The organism is Mesorhizobium sp. WSM4307 (genome assembly GCF_007003945.1).
Lineage (GTDB): Bacteria > Pseudomonadota > Alphaproteobacteria > Rhizobiales > Rhizobiaceae > Mesorhizobium.
Map to the genome: position 1 here is coordinate 417,990 of NZ_VFTB01000002.1, position 16,604 is coordinate 434,593.

14 protein-coding genes are annotated in these 16,604 nt (G+C 62.5%); 5 read left to right on the forward strand and 9 right to left on the reverse strand.

The features are described from left to right. The first annotated feature begins 6 nt into the window (after nt 1–6). Nucleotides 7–426 carry an MAPEG family protein gene (locus tag FJV83_RS05630; protein ID WP_142884769.1) on the forward strand — a complete coding sequence of 140 codons (420 nt, stop codon included), beginning with the start codon at nt 7–9 and terminating at the stop codon, nt 424–426. A 7-nt stretch (nt 427–433) separates the two neighbouring features. Here the strand turns inward: FJV83_RS05630 and FJV83_RS05635 are convergent, their stop codons facing one another. From FJV83_RS05635 to FJV83_RS05650, 4 genes are all read right to left on the reverse strand, one after another. After that, on the reverse strand, nt 434–1,468 hold the full coding sequence (locus tag FJV83_RS05635; RefSeq protein ID WP_095788419.1) for an acyltransferase: 1,035 nt from the start codon (nt 1,466–1,468) through the stop codon (nt 434–436). A 14-nt stretch (nt 1,469–1,482) separates the two neighbouring features. After that, a complete protein-coding gene (gene rnd, locus FJV83_RS05640) occupies nt 1,483–2,634 on the reverse strand; it encodes a ribonuclease D (RefSeq protein WP_095770467.1) in 1,152 nt (383 codons plus the stop codon). 75 nt (nt 2,635–2,709) lie between these two features. Next, the gene (locus FJV83_RS05645; RefSeq protein ID WP_142884768.1) at nt 2,710–3,954 is read right to left on the reverse strand and encodes an MFS transporter; all 1,245 of its coding nucleotides are present in this window, start codon (nt 3,952–3,954) and stop codon (nt 2,710–2,712) included. 136 nt (nt 3,955–4,090) lie between these two features. Further along, nucleotides 4,091–4,273 carry a hypothetical protein gene (locus tag FJV83_RS05650; protein WP_245438043.1) on the reverse strand — a complete coding sequence of 61 codons (183 nt, stop codon included), beginning with the start codon at nt 4,271–4,273 and terminating at the stop codon, nt 4,091–4,093. Between the two features lie 239 nt (nt 4,274–4,512). Here FJV83_RS05650 and aspS point away from each other — a divergent pair, with 239 nt between their 5' ends. Next, nucleotides 4,513–6,303, forward strand: coding sequence for an aspartate--tRNA ligase (gene aspS / locus FJV83_RS05655; RefSeq protein WP_179295939.1), 1,791 nt, complete (start codon nt 4,513–4,515; stop codon nt 6,301–6,303). 118 nt (nt 6,304–6,421) lie between these two features. Here the strand turns inward: aspS and FJV83_RS05660 are convergent, their stop codons facing one another. Further along, on the reverse strand, nt 6,422–7,612 hold the full coding sequence (locus FJV83_RS05660; RefSeq protein WP_095770464.1) for a hypothetical protein: 1,191 nt from the start codon (nt 7,610–7,612) through the stop codon (nt 6,422–6,424). A gap of 327 nt (nt 7,613–7,939) precedes the next feature. Between FJV83_RS05660 and parC the strand changes: the two genes are divergently transcribed. Further along, nucleotides 7,940–10,192, forward strand: a complete 2,253-nt coding sequence (gene parC / locus FJV83_RS05665) for a DNA topoisomerase IV subunit A (protein WP_095770462.1) — start codon at nt 7,940–7,942, stop codon at nt 10,190–10,192. Nucleotides 10,193–10,444: 252 nt separating this feature from the next. Next, the gene (locus FJV83_RS05670) at nt 10,445–11,662 is read left to right on the forward strand and encodes an AI-2E family transporter (protein WP_095770461.1); all 1,218 of its coding nucleotides are present in this window, start codon (nt 10,445–10,447) and stop codon (nt 11,660–11,662) included. A gap of 38 nt (nt 11,663–11,700) precedes the next feature. Here FJV83_RS05670 and FJV83_RS05675 read toward each other — a convergent pair whose 3' ends face one another. The 3 genes from FJV83_RS05675 to FJV83_RS05685 all read right to left on the reverse strand — a co-directional run bounded on the left by FJV83_RS05675 (nt 11,701) and on the right by FJV83_RS05685 (nt 14,100). Continuing rightward, nucleotides 11,701–12,597 (reverse strand): DMT family transporter, encoded by an 897-nt coding sequence (locus tag FJV83_RS05675; RefSeq protein WP_142884767.1) that lies wholly within the window; start codon nt 12,595–12,597, stop codon nt 11,701–11,703. Between the two features lie 128 nt (nt 12,598–12,725). Next, on the reverse strand, nt 12,726–13,490 hold the full coding sequence (locus tag FJV83_RS05680) for an arginyltransferase (protein ID WP_142884766.1): 765 nt from the start codon (nt 13,488–13,490) through the stop codon (nt 12,726–12,728). A gap of 139 nt (nt 13,491–13,629) precedes the next feature. After that, nucleotides 13,630–14,100, reverse strand: coding sequence for an RDD family protein (locus FJV83_RS05685; protein WP_142884765.1), 471 nt, complete (start codon nt 14,098–14,100; stop codon nt 13,630–13,632). 213 nt (nt 14,101–14,313) lie between these two features. Here FJV83_RS05685 and sthA point away from each other — a divergent pair, with 213 nt between their 5' ends. Beyond that, entirely contained in the window at nt 14,314–15,699 is a 1,386-nt protein-coding gene (sthA, locus tag FJV83_RS05690) for a Si-specific NAD(P)(+) transhydrogenase (protein WP_095770458.1), read from the forward strand. A 59-nt stretch (nt 15,700–15,758) separates the two neighbouring features. On the opposite strand, the gene FJV83_RS05695 is transcribed toward sthA, so the two are convergent. After that, nucleotides 15,759–16,418, reverse strand: coding sequence for an alpha/beta hydrolase (locus tag FJV83_RS05695; protein WP_142884764.1), 660 nt, complete (start codon nt 16,416–16,418; stop codon nt 15,759–15,761). Nucleotides 16,419–16,604: the final 186 nt, after the last annotated feature.

A 16,604-nucleotide genomic window follows, 5' to 3' on the forward strand; every position in this document is an offset into this window, starting at 1 on the left:
AATATCATGAACCAGACGACGATCTTCTGGCCCGTTCTGGCGCATGTGGCTCTGGTCTACATCGTCTACGGCGTATTGGGGCGCCGCAGAAATGGCGCAATCAGATCAGGTGAGGCCGAGGTCGGACAGTACAAGGCCCGCTCGACCGAGCCGGCGTCCAGCATCACCGTTGCCGCCAATCTCTGCAATCAGTTCGAACTGCCGGTGCTTTTCTATGTGCTGTGCGTGACGCTCCACGTCACCAACGGGGTCAACTATCTGACCTTGGCGCTGGCGTGGATTTTCGTCCTGACGCGTTATTTTCATGCCTGGGTTCACCTGACCAGCAACAATCTGCGGCTGCGCAGCCGCTCTTTCTTCGCCGGTGCGGTGGTGCTGGCGCTGGCCTGGATCTGGTTTGCGCTGCATTTGCTCGACATCGTCTGAGGCAGGGTCATGCGGGGGTTGCGGCCCTCGACATCAAGCGCGCCGCATGGATTTCGATCCTCCGCCGAAATCTATGCTCGACCGCCCACGCGACGAATGCTGCAAGGGCGACCACGGTGCAGAACGCTATGCCGATCCGAAGATACGGGGAGGCGATCCACGGAGCCAGCCATCGTATGATCGCGACACCGACATTCTGGTGCAGAAGATACAGAGGATAGCTGATCAAGCCGATGTAACTCACGCTTCGCCAGATCTTGATATCGCGCAGCTGGACGCCGATGACCCCAAGAATTGAAAGCGCGATCACCCAGGCACTGAATGCTGAACCGCCCCACAGCTTGACAACAACCACCAGGCATCCGGCTGTCACGACCGTCTGCACAGTTCGGGTCGATCGCCTCGCCGCGATGCCCATCAAGAAGAAGAGGCTGTAGGGGAACAGAAAATACGGCATGGCGACGCCCTTGAAGGGGTAAATCAGAGCCTGATGGTCTCTCCACAACCCTGAAAACTGTGCAATTGCGCCCAGAACGGTAAAGCCGGTGAAAAGGACGAGAACGCGATTTGGCCAGAGATAGAAGATGAGGCCGAACACGAAGTAGAATTTTGCTTCCGCAAGCAGTGACCAGTAGGCGCCGTCGACAAGCGGCGTTGGAGCGAACAGGGTTACCCAGCTTGCGTTTTTCAGTCCGTCGAGCGCTGAAACCTCCCTACCCGGAAGACCCAGAGCCGCAACCACGACAAGCGTGATCGAGATACAGGCGATGAGCGCGGGCTCCAGCCGCGTAAATCTCTGCAGCCAGAACATCCACACGGTTCCAGACCGCTCTGCTGTCATCGCGATGCAGTAGCCGCTGATAATGAAAAAGAGAAAGACGCCAACTATCCCTTGCCATGGCAGCGTCATCTGGTGGTCGAACCCGATGTAGTCGGCGGGAAAGCGGGACGTATAGTGGAAGATCAGAACCAGCATCACGGCAATCGCACGCAATGCGTCGATCGCTTCGTATCGCCGGTTCTCGTCCTGATCCGAACGCATCGGCTAGAAAGCCTCTAGAGGTCGAACACCGCTATTTTACGCTTGTCGAACTTTATCCCGATCTCGCCGCGCACCAGCTTCAGCGCCGCTTCGCCGAACACGGCGCGCCGCCAGCCCTGCAGTGCCGGCACATCGGCGTCCTCGCCTTCGGCGGCGATGCGGTCGATGTCGTCGCTGGAGGCCAGCACCTTCGAGGCCACGCCCTGCTTTTCGGCGACGATTCTGAGCAGCACTTTCAACAGTTCCGCGGCGGCGCTCGAGCCTTCCGGCGGCTGGAAATTCTTCGGCAGTTTCGGCATCTGCTCCTTGGGCAAGGCCAGCGCGGTATTGACCGCCCCAAGCAGGGCCGTCGCCGTCGAGGAGCGCTCCCAGCCCTTGGGCGTCGTGCGCAGCTTGGCGAGGGCAGCCGTGTCGCGCGGCGCCTGCTGCGCCACCTCGTAGATCGCGTCGTCCTTGAGCACGCGGCCGCGCGGCACGTCGCGCTCGCGCGCCTCACGTTCGCGCCATGCCGCCACGGCTTGCACGATCGCCAGTTCCTGCGGCTTGCGCAGCCGCATCTTCAGCCGCTTCCAGGCGTCTTCGGGATGCGGATCGTAGGTCTCGCGCGAGGTCAGGACGTCCATCTCTTCGTTCAGCCAGTGGGCACGGTTCTCCCGCGCCAGTTCGGCGCTCAAATGCTGATAGACCTCGATCAGATGGGTGACGTCGGCGAGCGCGTAATCGAGCTGCTTCTCGGACAGCGGCCGGTGGCGCCAGTCGGTGAAGCGCGACGACTTGTCGAGCCGCGCGCCGGTGATGCGCTGCACGAGCTGATCGTAGGAAACGCTGTCGCCGAAGCCGCAGACCATGGCCGCGACCTGCGTGTCGAACACCGGGTGCGGCACGAGATCGCCGAGATGGACGATGATTTCGATGTCCTGGCGCGCCGCATGGAAGACCTTGACCACGGCCTCGTTGGCCATCAGCCGGAAGAACGGGGCGAGGTTGATGTCGGGCGACAGCGGGTCGATCAGCGCGGTGACGCCGGGCGCCGCCATCTGGATCAGGCACAGGATCGGCCAGAAGGTCGTTTCGCGGATGAACTCGGTGTCGACGGTAACGAAATCCGACTTTTCGAAAGCGGCGAGAACGGTCTCGAGTTCTTTCTGTGTGGTGATGACGTGCATCAAATCGCTTTTGGCAGGAGTAAGGTCTTCCTAGATTTCAGCCGGGAAGGCTTTCGTCAAGCTTTGGCGCCGCCATCATGCGCTTCCCGGGCCATCGGCATCGCCATTGCGCCTGGCCAGCCGCGCGAAGACGGTCGACGTGCGCAACAGCGCGATGAAGCGGCTGCGCTTGCCCACGGGCACGCCGGAGCGTGCCTGCATCCGGTAGAGGATGACGGCGATGAAGATCGCATAGACGGTGGCGCTGAAAACGAACAGCGCGCTCGGCCCGAAATGCTGCATCACTGTCGAGGCGGCGAAAGGGCCGCCGATGGCGCCGAAGGAGTAGAAGAGCATCAGCGCCGCATTGATCAGCACGAACTCGCCCGTGCCGGCGCGGTCGTTGGAATGCGCCGCCGACAGCGAATAAAGCGGCATGGCGAAACAGCCGAAGATGAAGATGATGATGAAGTTGAGCAGGGGATTGCTGCCGGCGATGAACACCAGCGCCAGGGCTGAAAGCATCGCGCAGCAGGTCGTCAGCAACAGCACCCGGCGCCGGTCCCAGCGGTCGGAGAGGTAGCCGAGCGGATACTGGATGATGGCGCCGCCGAAAATGCCGACGCTGACGAAGGTTACGACATCGGCGACCGACATGCCGATCTGTTCGGCATAGACCGGCGACAGCGTGCGAAATGCGCTGTTGGTGACGCCGACTGCGATGCAGCCGAAGCAGCCGAGCGGCGAAATGCGCCAGACGCGCGCCAGGTCGAGCTTGACCTCCTCCGGCGGTGTCGGGTTGGAGCGGTCGCCGAGCGAGACCGGCACCAGCGACAGCGTTATCATGATCGACATGATGGCGAAGATGGTGAAGCCGCCGGCGCCGAAGACCGGGATCAGGAACTGGGCCGATGTCACCGAGCCGGTGTCGACCATCCGGTAGATCGCCAGCACGCGGGCGCGATCCTTGTTGGTAACGCCGGAATTCAGCCAGCTTTCGACGATGGTGAACAGCCCGGCGAAGCAGAAGCCGCCGGCAAAGCGCACGGCGCACCACATCACCGGATCGAGCACCAGCACCAACAGCAGAGTGCCGACCGATGCAATGGCGGCCAGCGCCGAAAACGCCCTGATATGGCCGACCGCCTTCATGATGCGGGTAATGGCCAGGCAGCCGAGCAGGAAGCCGGCGAAATAGAAGGTGCCCATCAGGCCAATGTCGGAAGCGGAAAACCCCTCCTGCGCGCCGCGCAGTGCGATCAGCGTGCTTTGCAGCCCATTGCCGCCGAGCAGGATGCCTGCGGCGAGAAGAAGCGGGATCAGCGGGCGGATGGAGGACATGAAAAGGCGATCACGTATCGGTGATCCCTTCTTGAACCATTACCCTCGTCAATGCCAGCGGCAAATCTAGGCCGGCATTGAGGGGGCAGGCCGTTGCATTCCATGGCGAATTCGTCCCGGCTTGGGACGCAGTCGTTCAATCCATGCTGGAATTTAGCAGTTTCAGCGATGCAGCATGTGCGACGGCGTCCCCAATATCTTCGGTGTCCATGCCCGGTTCGGCCTGGAACAAGGCCATTGGCTTGTCGCCCTGAAGCATCAGTTCCAGCTCGCGGCCATTGTGTGGCCCAATGCCCGGCGGGAGAGTGCGTTTTGGCACTGGGCGTCTCCAGGTCGCTTCATACCAGATCGCTTGATAGAGGCGTTGTCTCAGGAAACACGTCCAGCGGCAATGCGTGGAGGCCGGCAAAGACTTGAGCCCTGACGGTCGAACCTGGATACGGCCCAACGTCTCCTTGCCTTGACAAATCCGGCCTCCCATGCGCTTTTCGCGCAAATTTTGGGCCGGGCTTCGATGCTTTGGCCTGCCACCCAGCACCCCGGACTTTACCAATGACAATGCACCGTTACCGCAGCCATACCTGTGCCCAGTTGAGAAAGAGCGACGTCGGCTCTTCCGTTCGCCTGTCGGGCTGGGTGCATCGCGTGCGCGACCATGGCGGCCTGCTGTTCATCGACCTGCGCGACCACTATGGCCTGACCCAGATCGTCGCCGATCCCGATTCGCCGGCCTTCAAGGTCGCCGAGACCGTGCGCGGCGAGTGGGTCATCCGCGTCGACGGCGAGGTCAAGGCGCGCTTGCCCGAGACCACCAACGCCAACCTGCCGACCGGCGAGATCGAAATCTTCGCCCGCGAGATCGAGGTGCTGTCGGCGGCCAAGGAATTGCCGCTGCCGGTGTTCGGCGAGCCGGACTATCCCGAGGACATCAGGCTGAAGTACCGCTTCCTCGACCTGCGCCGCGACACGCTGCACAAGAACATCGTGGCGCGCACAAAAATCATCGCCGAGATGCGCAAGCGCATGAACGATGTCGGCTTCACCGAATTCTCGACGCCGATCCTGACGGCTTCGTCGCCCGAGGGGGCGCGCGACTTCCTGGTGCCGTCGCGCATCCATCCTGGCACGTTCTACGCGCTGCCGCAGGCGCCGCAGCAGTACAAGCAGCTGATCATGGTGTCGGGCTTCGACCGCTATTTCCAGATCGCGCCGTGCTTCCGCGACGAGGACCCGCGCGCCGACCGTCTGCCGGGCGAATTCTACCAGCTCGACCTGGAAATGAGCTTTGTCGAACAGGACGACGTGCTGTCGACCATGGAACCGGTGATGCGGGGCGTCTTCGAGACCTTCGCCAACGGCAAGCCGGTGACGCAGAAGTTCCAGCGCATTCCCTACGATGTCGCTATGCGCAAATACGGCTCCGACAAGCCAGACCTGCGCAACCCGATCGAAATGCAGGCCGTCTCCGATCATTTCCGCGATTCCGGCTTCAAGGTGTTCGCCAACATCCTGGCCAACGACCCGAAGGCCGAGGTGTGGGGCATTCCTGCCAAGACCGGCGGCAGCCGCGCCTTCTGCGACCGCATGAACTCCTGGGCGCAAGGCGAGGGCCAGCCGGGGCTGGGCTACATCTTCTGGCGCAAGGAGGGCGACAAGCTCGAAGGCGCCGGTCCGCTTGCCAAGAACATCGGCGAGGAGCGCACCGAGGCGATCCGCCAGCAGCTCGGCCTTGCCGATGGCGACGCCGCCTTCTTCGTTGCCGGTGATCCCAAGAAGTTCGTTTCTTTCGCTGGTGCGGCCCGCACGCGCGCCGGTGAGGAACTGAATCTCGTCGACCGCGAGCGCTTCGAATTGTGCTGGATCGTCGACTTCCCGTTTTTCGAATGGAACGAGGAGGAGAAGAAGATCGACTTCGCCCACAACCCGTTCTCGATGCCGCAGGGCGGTATCGATGCGCTGAACGGCGAGGACCTGCTCGGCATCAAGGCCTTCCAGTACGACATGGTCTGCAACGGTTTCGAGATTGCATCAGGCGGCATCCGTAACCATCTGCCCGAAACCATGGTCAAGGCGTTCGAGACGGTCGGACTGGACCGTGCCACCGTCGAGGAGCGCTTCGGCGGCCTCTATCGCGCCTTCCAGTATGGCGCGCCGCCGCATGGCGGCATGGCGGCCGGCGTCGACCGCGTCGTCATGCTGCTGGTCGGTGCCAAGAACCTGCGCGAGATCACCATGTTCCCGATGAACCAGCAGGCCTACGACCTGTTGATGAGCGCGCCGTCGGAAGCAAGCCCGCAGCAGCTTCGCGAACTGGCACTGCGTGTCGCCCCGACCAGGAAGGACGCCTGATGGCGAGGTTCGGGCGGTACTTTAAAAACCCGCCAGAACCGATTCTTTCGACTCGATAATCCAAAAAAAATAGCCCGGCATCGCTGCCGGGCTATTTTTGTATTCTGAGGCCGTTCGATCAGTCTTCGTTCGCCTTGACGCTGATGCCGAGCGTCTTCGGCAGGTCGAGCGGGTTGGACATGGCGCCGGCCATGATCAGCGCGAACGGCACCGAGGCCGGCGGCTCGGCCGAGATTTCGAGGCTCTTCGGGTCGTCGAGATATTTGCTGACCGCCGCGGTCACCTGCGCCGTCAGTTCCGGATTGTTGAGCTGCGCCATGCCGAAGGGCACGATCGCCTTGGCCTGGTTGGCGATGTCCTTGGCCGACATGCCTTGCTGCTTGCCGACATATTCCAGCACCTTGCCGGTCAGCGAATCGTCGTCGAAACGGATCGAGGCGCCGTTGAACGACAGCTGCTGCAACAGGCCGAGCATGGCCATGCCTTGCGCCGAATTGTCCGCGCCTTCAGGCTGCGCGGCCATCTTCTTCTGCATTTCCTGCAGCGACTTGATGAAGTCGATCGTGTAGCCGCCGAGGTCGAAGGTCATGCCGAGCGTGCCGGCATTCTCGACGGAGATGTCGTATTTCGACAGTTCCATCTTGCCGTCCGAGGGCTGCCAGGTGCCAGCCATTGCGAGATTGCCCGAAATGTTCTGGTAGCCCAGCGCATCGATGACTTCCTTGGACTTGGGGTCGTCGACCAAAGAGAGATCGGCCGTGAATTTTTCCGTATTGCCGGTGAATTCCATCGCCTTGCCGTCCGCGGGCGGCGTGATCTGGATGGCAAGCCCATCCATCGAGAAGGCGGTCTTGTCGGCGACCTTGACCGTCATGTTGGCGAGTTCGGCGGATTTGTACATCATCAGCGAGCCCAGCGGGCCGGTGGCGCCATCGGCCGGAACCACCATGTCATGGATGACGAAGGGGCTGAGGTTGAGGGTGACGCCGTCCTTGGCGTGCTCGAAGGCCGAGGTCGAGACGGTGCCGATATCGAATCCACCATTGGCCGCGGTCACGTTCTCGAGTTTGACGTCGCCGATGGTGAGGGCTTCCTTTTCCGCGGCCGGCTTGATCGCAACGCCCTGCAGCACCATGCTGGTGTTGTCGCCGGTCACCCCGGTCCAGGAGATGTTGACGCCCTGGGCAGCCAGCGCGGCCTTCAGCCGGTCGGCAACTGCGGCATCCTGGGCAAGGGCCGCGTTCAGCGGCAGTGTGAACAAGAAGGTCGAAAGAGCGAATTTCCGGAGAGTTGAGCGTTTGATTGTCATCGCAAGGTCCCTGAGAGTGTCCTGAAATTGTTTTTCAATTCTTCGCGCCATCACCATTCCGTGACGAACTGGACGGGAAAAAGGCGTGTCCCGGTACCATGGTCGAAAATCACGGTGAAAGGCAAACTCGATCCCACCGTCTTGGCGCAAACCGGTGAATTTGTCATGAAGAGCCGGTTGCCCGATATCATCACGCTTGGCCATAAAGGCCTGATGTAACAGGCTGATGTTGGTCGACATCCCCAGGCATACGGTTTCATGTTGCAGAACGGCGGGTATATCTGTCGGCCTCTTGCCGCGAATCGCCCGCTCGGCTAGTTCCAGCCCATGGGAAAAAGGCTTTTGCCGCCTCAAGATGGCGGTGGCGATCACATTGAACCGGTCGATCTGAAGAAGGCGCTGGAAGAGCGCTATCTGGCCTATGCGCTGTCGACCATCATGCACCGGGCGCTGCCCGACGTCCGCGACGGGCTGAAGCCGGTCCATCGCCGCATCATGCACGCCATGCGGCTGCTCAGGCTCAACCCCGACCAGGGTTTTGCCAAATGCGCCCGCATCGTCGGCGAGGTCATGGGTAAGTTCCACCCTCATGGCGACCAGTCGATCTACGACGCGCTGGTGCGGTTGGCGCAGGATTTTTCGATGCGCTATCCCTTGGTCGACGGGCAGGGTAATTTCGGCAACATCGACGGCGATAACGCTGCCGCCATGCGCTACACCGAAGCGCGCATGACCGATGTGGCGACCGAACTGTTGTCCGGCATCACCGAGGATGCCGTCGACTATCGGCCGACCTACAATGAAGAGGACGAGGAGCCGGTGGTGCTCCCCGGCGCCTTCCCGAACCTCTTGGCAAACGGCTCGTCCGGCATCGCGGTCGGCATGGCGACATCGATCCCGCCGCACAATGCGGCCGAGCTTTGCGACGCCGCATTGCACCTGATCGAGCATCGCGATGCGCCGGTGTCGAAGCTGATGGATTTCGTCCAGGGTCCGGATTTCCCGACCGGCGGCATCATCATCGACAGCCGCGCCTCCATTCTCGAGGCCTACGAGACCGGCCGCGGCGGTTTTCGTGTGCGCTCGAAATGGAGCCAGGAGGACCAGGGCAGGGGCACCTGGAGCATTGTCGTCACCGAAATCCCCTATGGCGTGCAGAAGGCGCGGCTGATCGAGAAGATCGCCGAACTGCTGATGGCCCGCAAACTGCCGCTGCTCGAGGACATTAGGGACGAAAGCGCCGAGGATATCCGCGTCGTGCTGGTACCGAAGAGCCGTTCCGTCGATCCGGGCATCCTGATGGAATCGCTGTTCAAACTCACCGAGCTTGAAAGCCGTTTCCCCCTCAACATGAATGTGCTGTCGCGCGGCAAGGTGCCCAACGTGCTGTCGCTGAAGGGCGTGCTGCAGGAATGGCTCGACCACCGCCGCGACGTTCTGATCCGCCGCTCGAAACATCGCCTGGGCGAGATCGAAAGACGGCTGGAGATCCTTGCCGGCTACCTGATCGCCTATCTCAACATCGACGAGGTGATCAAGATCATCCGCGAGGAGGATGAGCCCAAGCAGGTGATGATGGCCCGCTGGTCGCTCACCGACAACCAGGCCGAGGCCATCCTCAACATGCGCCTGCGCGCCTTGCGCAAGCTGGAAGAATTCGAGATCCGCAAGGAATTCGATGGCCTGAGCGCCGAGAAGAAGCAGATCGAGGCGCTGCTGGCGTCCGATGCCAAGCAATGGTCGACGATCAAGTGGGAAGTCACCAACATCCGTGACAAGTTCGGCCCGGAGACCGAACTCGGCAAGCGCCGCACCCAGTTCGCCGATGCACCCGAGCACGACCTGACCGACATCGCGCACGCCATGATCGAGCGCGAGCCGGTCACCGTGGTGGTTTCGGAAAAAGGCTGGCTGCGGGCGATGAAGGGGCATCTGGCCGACCTTTCGACGCTGACCTTCAAGGAAGGCGACAGCCTCAAGCTCGCCTTCCACGCGCAGACCACCGACAAGGTGCTGGTCTTCACCACCGGCGGCAAGTTCTACACAATCGGCGCCGACCGGCTGCCCGGCGGGCGCGGCCATGGCGAGCCGATCCGCATCATCGTCGACATGGACAATGACCAGGACATCGTCACCGCCTTCGTCCACGATCCGAAGCGCAAGCTGCTGCTGGCCTCATATGACGCCAATGGCTTCATCGTGCCGGAGGAGGAAGTGGTCGCCAACACCCGCAAGGGCAAGCAAGTGATGAACGTCAAGGCGCCGGACGAGGCCAAGCGTTGCGTGCCGGTCACCGGCGATCACCTCGCCATCGTCGGCGAGAACCGGAAAATGCTGGTGTTCGCGCTTTCGGAAATTCCCGAGATGGGCCGCGGCAAGGGCGTGCGGCTGCAGAAATACAAGGATGGCGGCCTGCTCGATCTCAAGCCGTTCAGCTTGGAGACGGGCCTGTCCTGGCAGGATTCGGCCGACCGCACCTTCACGAGGTCGCGCGAGGAACTGGCCGAATGGATCGGCGCCCGGGCATCGGCCGGCCGCATGGTGCCGAAGGGTTTCCCGAGGACGGGCAAGTTCGGGTAGCTGCTCTCCCCCTCGAGGGGAGACGTCGCCAAAGGCGACAGAGGGGTCGGTTCGACCGGACCGGCCTCCGGCTTCGACCGGACGCGACCTAATACTTTGAGCAGAGAACGCTGGCGCTTTACGCGCGGCAACCCCTCTGGCCTGCCGGCCACCTCCCTCAAGGGGGCCGATTCCAGGGCATTTGGAGTATCGTCACGATTGCTGCACTATATCAGTGCATAACGGGGAAAGGTGTTTGGGAGAGACGGGCGTTTGAAAGAATCCAGGATCCAGAAACCGGAACGGCAGCAGCGCCTGTTCGGCCTGTCGACGCCGCTGCGGTCGGCCGTCATTCCGCCGCTGTCGGCGGCGCGCTGGCTGCTGGTGCTGATCGTCGCCGCCGGCGTCTATTTCTTCCACGGTTTCCTGTTCCCGGTGCTGGCGGCACTTGTCATCGCTTTCGCCAGCTGGCCGCTTTACCAGCGGCTGCTGGCTGGTGTCGGCGGCAACCGCACTATCGCCGCCACTCTGGCCATCCTGTTCATCCTCGCCTTCCTGGTGATACCGATCGCGCTCGCCGGCACCTACGCCATCAACGAGGTGCGCGAGTGGGTCGGCTGGGCGATCGAGACCAATCGGCATGGGGCCGTGACGCCGCACTGGATCGCGACCATGCCTGTCGTAGGCGACTGGCTGAACGAGCAATGGACGACCAATTTTGGTCATCCCGGCGGCATTGGTGAACTGATCCAGCTGATCAGCGGCGCAAACATAGGCAGCATCTATCGCGGCGCGCTCGCCGCCGGCGGCAGTGCGTTTGGGCTGCTCCTGACGCTGCTGTTCATGATGATCGCCCTGTTCTTCGCCTATCGCGACGGCGAGCATTTTGCCGGCCAGGTCGATCGCCTGGGCGAACGCATCCTGCCGACGCGATGGGAGCGGATTTCGCGAGTCGTCCCGGCGACCATTTCCTCGACGGTGACCGGCATGACCGTGATCGCCATCGGCGAGGGGCTGGTGCTGGGCATCGCCTACTGGCTGGCTGGCGTGCCGTCGCCGGTGACGCTTGGCGCCCTGACCGGCGTCATGGCGCTCATCCCCGGCGGGGCGCCTTTGTCCTTCACCCTTGTCTCGATTTATCTGGCCGCCAGCGGCTCGCCCATGGCCGGTCTGGCGCTGTTCCTGTGGGGCGCGGTCGAACTGTTCATCGTCGACAAGACACTGCGCCCGAAGCTCGTCGGCGGGCCGATAAAGCTGCCCTTCCTGCCGACCTTTTTCGGCCTGATCGGCGGCGTCAAGACGATGGGGTTCCTCGGCCTGTTCATCGGCCCGGTGCTGATGGCGCTGCTGGTCGCCATCTGGCGCGAGTGGCTGCGCGAGGTGGAACTGGTCGACGAGTTGACCGCCGACTCGGCGGCCGAAATCGAAGGCGGGCCGCCGCAGATCGAAATCCTGCCGGAACCCGGCGTGGCGAAGAAAGCCAGCGCCTGATCCCGAAACGCGACTTGCGCCGGCACATCAATTACAAGTCAGACCGGATGGTGCACCGCAAGGTCACCCCGCTGCCTACGGCCGTCATGCAGTTGCCAGAGCGAATGGGCGACCAGCGTGACGATCAGGATCGCGCCACCGATCAGACTGTTGCGGGTCGGTGTCTCGGCAAAGATCATCCACACCCAGACCGGCGCCAGCACGGTTTCGAGCAGATAGAACATCGCCACTTCCGGCCCCGAAATGTATTTCGGCCCGGCGGCGAGGCAGAAGAACGAGATCGGCATGATGACGGCGCCGTTGAAGATGATCCACCAGGGCGCGTTCACGTGAAAGCCGGTCTTCGAGACCATGAACACCGCAACGATAAGCGGCAGGATGACGCCGATCAGAGCCGTGAAACCCATGTCCTTGCCGCTGGCGCGCGAGATGGTGATGGCCGAAGCGATGCAGAAGGCCGAACACAGCGCCATCAGGTCGCCGAAGAGATGTCCCGCGCCGATCGAATCGCCGACGATGATGGCCACGCCGAAGATCATCAGCGCCAGCGCGGCGAGCGTCGCAGGCCGCGGCCGCTCCTTCAGGAACAGCCATGACAGCAGCGCGGAGAACATGGTGGTGAAAGCCAGGATGAAGACGAGATTGGCCGTCGAGGTATTGAAGACGCCGGTGATGAAGGCGATCGAGCCAAGCCCGTAGAACGCGGCGACGACGAGTCCTGTCCAGCCCGGAATGAGTTGCGGCGCGTTCTTGCTCAGCGAGCGCCAGACTGCCGAGATGACCAAGGCAGCCATGAAAGTGGTGCCGGTGCGCAACATGAGGATCGTCCATGCGCCGCCATCGGCGAGGCGGATCAGCGGAATGTCGACGGTCAGTGTCAGCCCGCCAATGGCGGTTATCAAGAGGCCCTTCTGGTGGTGGTTGTGAGAGGACATGCAGGAACTTTCGCAATGAAATGCAGGCCGAGGGCTGACCGGTGCAATGGCGCACTCTCTCCAGCCGACCGGCTGAAAGACCAGCATCCCCTGCCTTGAAACCGTTTAAGCGCGGATCGTGGATAAACTCAGCGTGAAACCGCTTCGTTGGTGTAGCGCTCCCAGCCCTTGGGGCCGAGATGCTCCTGCGGCATGAAGCGCATCTTATAATTCATCTTGCGAGAGCCGTTGACCCAGTAGCCGAGGTAGACATGGGGCAGGCCCATCGCCCTGGCGCGGGCGATGTGATCGAGGATCATGAACGTGCCGAGCGAACGCTCCTCGAAATCGGGATTGAAGTAGGAATAGACCATCGACAGGCCGTCGGCCATTTTGTCGGTGAGCGCCACCGCGATGAGTTCGCCCTGACCCTTGCCGGTGATGAAGGTGTCGGGCCCACGCCGCCGGTACTCGATCACCTTGGTGTCGACATGGGTATCCTCGACCATCATGGCATAGTCGAGCACCGTCATGTCGGACATGCCGCCGCGACGGTGGCGGGCATCGAGATAGCTGCGGAACAGCGAATATTGTTCCGTCGAGGGCTCGGCATTGTGCATGGCGCCGACGAGGTCGGAATTGTGCTGCAGCACACGCTTCATGTTGCGGCTGGCGGTGAATTCCTGGGCGAGGATGCGCACCGAAACGCAGGCGCGGCAGGTCTCGCAGGCCGGGCGGTAGGCGATGTTCTGTGAGCGCCGGAACCCGCCTTGCGTCAACAGGTCGTTCATCTCCGACGCCTTGTCGCCGACCAGGTGCGTGAACACCTTGCGCTCGAACTGGCCGTCGAGATAGGGGCACGGCGACGGCGCTGTCAGGAAAAACTGCGGCGACTGGATCGGATGCTGCGTCATTTACGTCTTGGAAACGCTCCTTCGAGTCGCTCTACCTTTGGCGCGGAAAGCGAAAAATTCAACAGGATTGTGAAGGCGCAGGCATGCGAACGCCTTCACATTTGCGCCGACAAGGCAGAAGCGCTCCCGAAAAACGCCCTTAACGGTCGGTGCGGCTGACCACCGTGCCAAGCAAAAGGTCGTGCAGCGTGCGCTTGCGGTCGGAGAACAAGGTCACCAGCAGGACCAGCGGCGACAGGATGACGTTGCCCGCCCAGAACAGCACGGAATGGACGACCGCGGTCAGGCCGTCGATCGGCCGCCCGTCGAGACGATCGAGGCGGATACCCATCATCTTCATGCCCGTGGTCGCCTGGTCGGCGCTGCCCAGCGTGTTCCAGATGTAGAGGATGGCGACGGCCGGCACCAGGACGCCGAACAGCATCCAGCCGAGACCGAGGGTCAAAAGCCCGAGGAAGAACACCAGTATGGCGAAGGGAACGGTGAGCAGAGCAACGATGATGTAGTCGAGCACGAAGGCCAGGATGCGCCGTGTGCGCACGCCTTCATAGGCCCGGGCATCGTCAAGCCGGGTGTTGATGATTTCGCCGTCAAGAACGCGCGCGTTCATGTCATTTCCTCGTAACAAGGCCCGACATAGGGTGCGGGCCGCACGCCAATGAAATGGTGAAGGCCTGTGTAGGAATCAAGGTCGGGATCCCGTCGGGGGGCGCAAGGCGCGAGCGACACAGGACACGATCCGAATCGGTTGAATTTGCCGGGCGGATGGCATTAGCTTGCTGCGGCGCAACAAATGCGCTCAGGGGCAGAGGGACGGGGCACTATGGACTATGACATGCTGGTCATCGGCAGCGGCCCCTCCGGCCGCCGCGCCGCCGTGCAATCGGCCAAGCTCGGCAAATCGGTGCTGGTGGTCGACCGCGGCCGGCGCCTCGGCGGGGTCTCCGTACACACCGGCACCATCCCCTCGAAGACGCTGCGCGAAACCGTGCTTAATCTCTCGGGCTGGCGCGAGCGCGGTTTTTATGGACGCGGCTACAGGGTCAAGCAGGACATTTCCGTCGGCGATCTGATCGAACGCCTGCACAAGACGCTCGATCACGAGGTCGAGGTGCTGCAGCACCAGTTCATCCGCAACACCGTCAAGAGCGCCCGCGCGGCGGTGAAATTTCTCGGCCCCAACAAGGTCAGCCTGACATCAGACAATGGCGATTACAGCGAAGTCGGATTCGCCAACGCCCTGGTCGCGGTCGGCACCAGGCCGCACCGGCCGCGCGATGTGCCCTTCGACAAGACCCGCGTCTTCGACAGTGACGAGATGCTGGAACTCGACCGCCTGCCGCGCACGCTGACGGTGATCGGAGGCGGTGTCATCGGCGTCGAATACGCCACGATCTTTTCCGCGCTCGACGTGCCGGTGACGCTGGTCGAGCCGCGCAATTCCATCCTCGATTTCGTCGACCGCGAGATCGTCGACGATTTCATCCACCAGATGCGCGATCGCGGCATGACGATAAGGCTTGGCAGCGCGGTGAAGGAAATCCGCTCCAAGCCCGAAGCCGCCGAAGTGGAACTGGCCGATGGCCGCACCATCCGTTCGGAAGTCGTGCTCTACGCCGCAGGCCGCACCGGCAATGTCGGCAGCCTGGGCCTCGACGTGGTCGGAATCGAGGCAGACTCCCGAGGCCGTATCAAGGTCGATCCGCAGACCTTCCAGACCAGCGTCCCCAACATCTACGCCGCCGGCGACGTCATCGGCTTTCCGAGTCTAGCCTCGACCTCGATGGAGCAGGGCCGGGTGGCCGCCTGCCACGCTTTCGGCGTGACGCTACCGCCACCGCCGGAAACCTTCCCCTATGGCATCTATGCGGTGCCGGAGATCTCGACCGTCGGCCAGTCCGAGGAACAGGTGCGTGAAAGTGGGGCCGCCTATGAGGTCGGCGTGGCGCGTTTCCGCGAGACCTCGCGCGGCCACATCATGGGCGTCAACACCGGCTTCCTCAAGCTGTTGTTCTCGATCGAAACGCGCCGCCTGCTCGGCGCGCACATCGTGGGCGAGGGCGCCACAGAGCTCATTCACATCGGCCAGGCCGTCATCAATCTGGGCGGCACCGTCGACTTCTTCGTCAACAACACCTTCAACTATCCGACGCTGGCGGAAGCCTACAAGATAGCCGGGCTTGATGCCTGGAACAGGATGGGGCGGTAGGCTCCAGTCCTTCTGTCGATTGCCGGAGTGCAGGCACGGGTCGCGGCCTGCGATTGGGCCTACGCCACGGCAGCCGATCCCACCAGCCATTGCCTGACTATGGCCGCGTCCGGATCGCCGATTTCATGGCCCGAGGGAATGATCCGGGCGTCGATCTCGGCGCCGTGGCGGCTGAGCAGCGTCACCAGCGCCGGCGCGAACGGTCCGTAGGTCTCGTCGGCGGCACCGGCGATGATCAGCGTCCTTGTTCCCGCCAGGTCCGTCGCGGGCACATGGTCGAGGACGGGCATCGGTCGCAGCAGTGCCGCCTGGCGGACGATGCCTGGATGGAGCAGCATCAGGCTGGAAACCAGATTGGCGCCGTTCGAATAGCCGAGGTACGTTGCGCGATCGGGATCGAGCCCATGGCGTCTGGCTGCCTCGCTTGCGAATGAAGCGAAAGCCGCCGTCTCTACGAGGATGCTCTTCTGTTCGAAGCGCGTCGGGTTTATCCGCTCGAACCAGCGAAAACCGTCCTCCTGGGGGATGCGGCCACGCGCCGCGACCAGCGTGACGCGGGGCGCGATCCGTCTTGCCAGCGGTATCAGGGTCGTCTCGTCGACACCCGACCCATGCAGCAGGAACAGGCACTCACGGCTGTCTCTGCCAGCGGCCAGGAGGCGATAGGCAAAGGCCATATCCGTGACCAGGGGGGCGTTTTCGGGGTCGTCGCCAATCATCCCGCATCCTCTTGATTATATGAGGTTCCGCTCAATTTGCCGGCTTCAAAACGCAATATTTTCATGCTCCGCGAAAGTTGATTGAACCGGGCGCATTCCGGCCCGTTTATGCGCCGATATACTCCGCGTGGGAGGAATCGAAGCGGTGCGCCGGGGGTCGCATTGCTGGACATGAACAACCAGCTT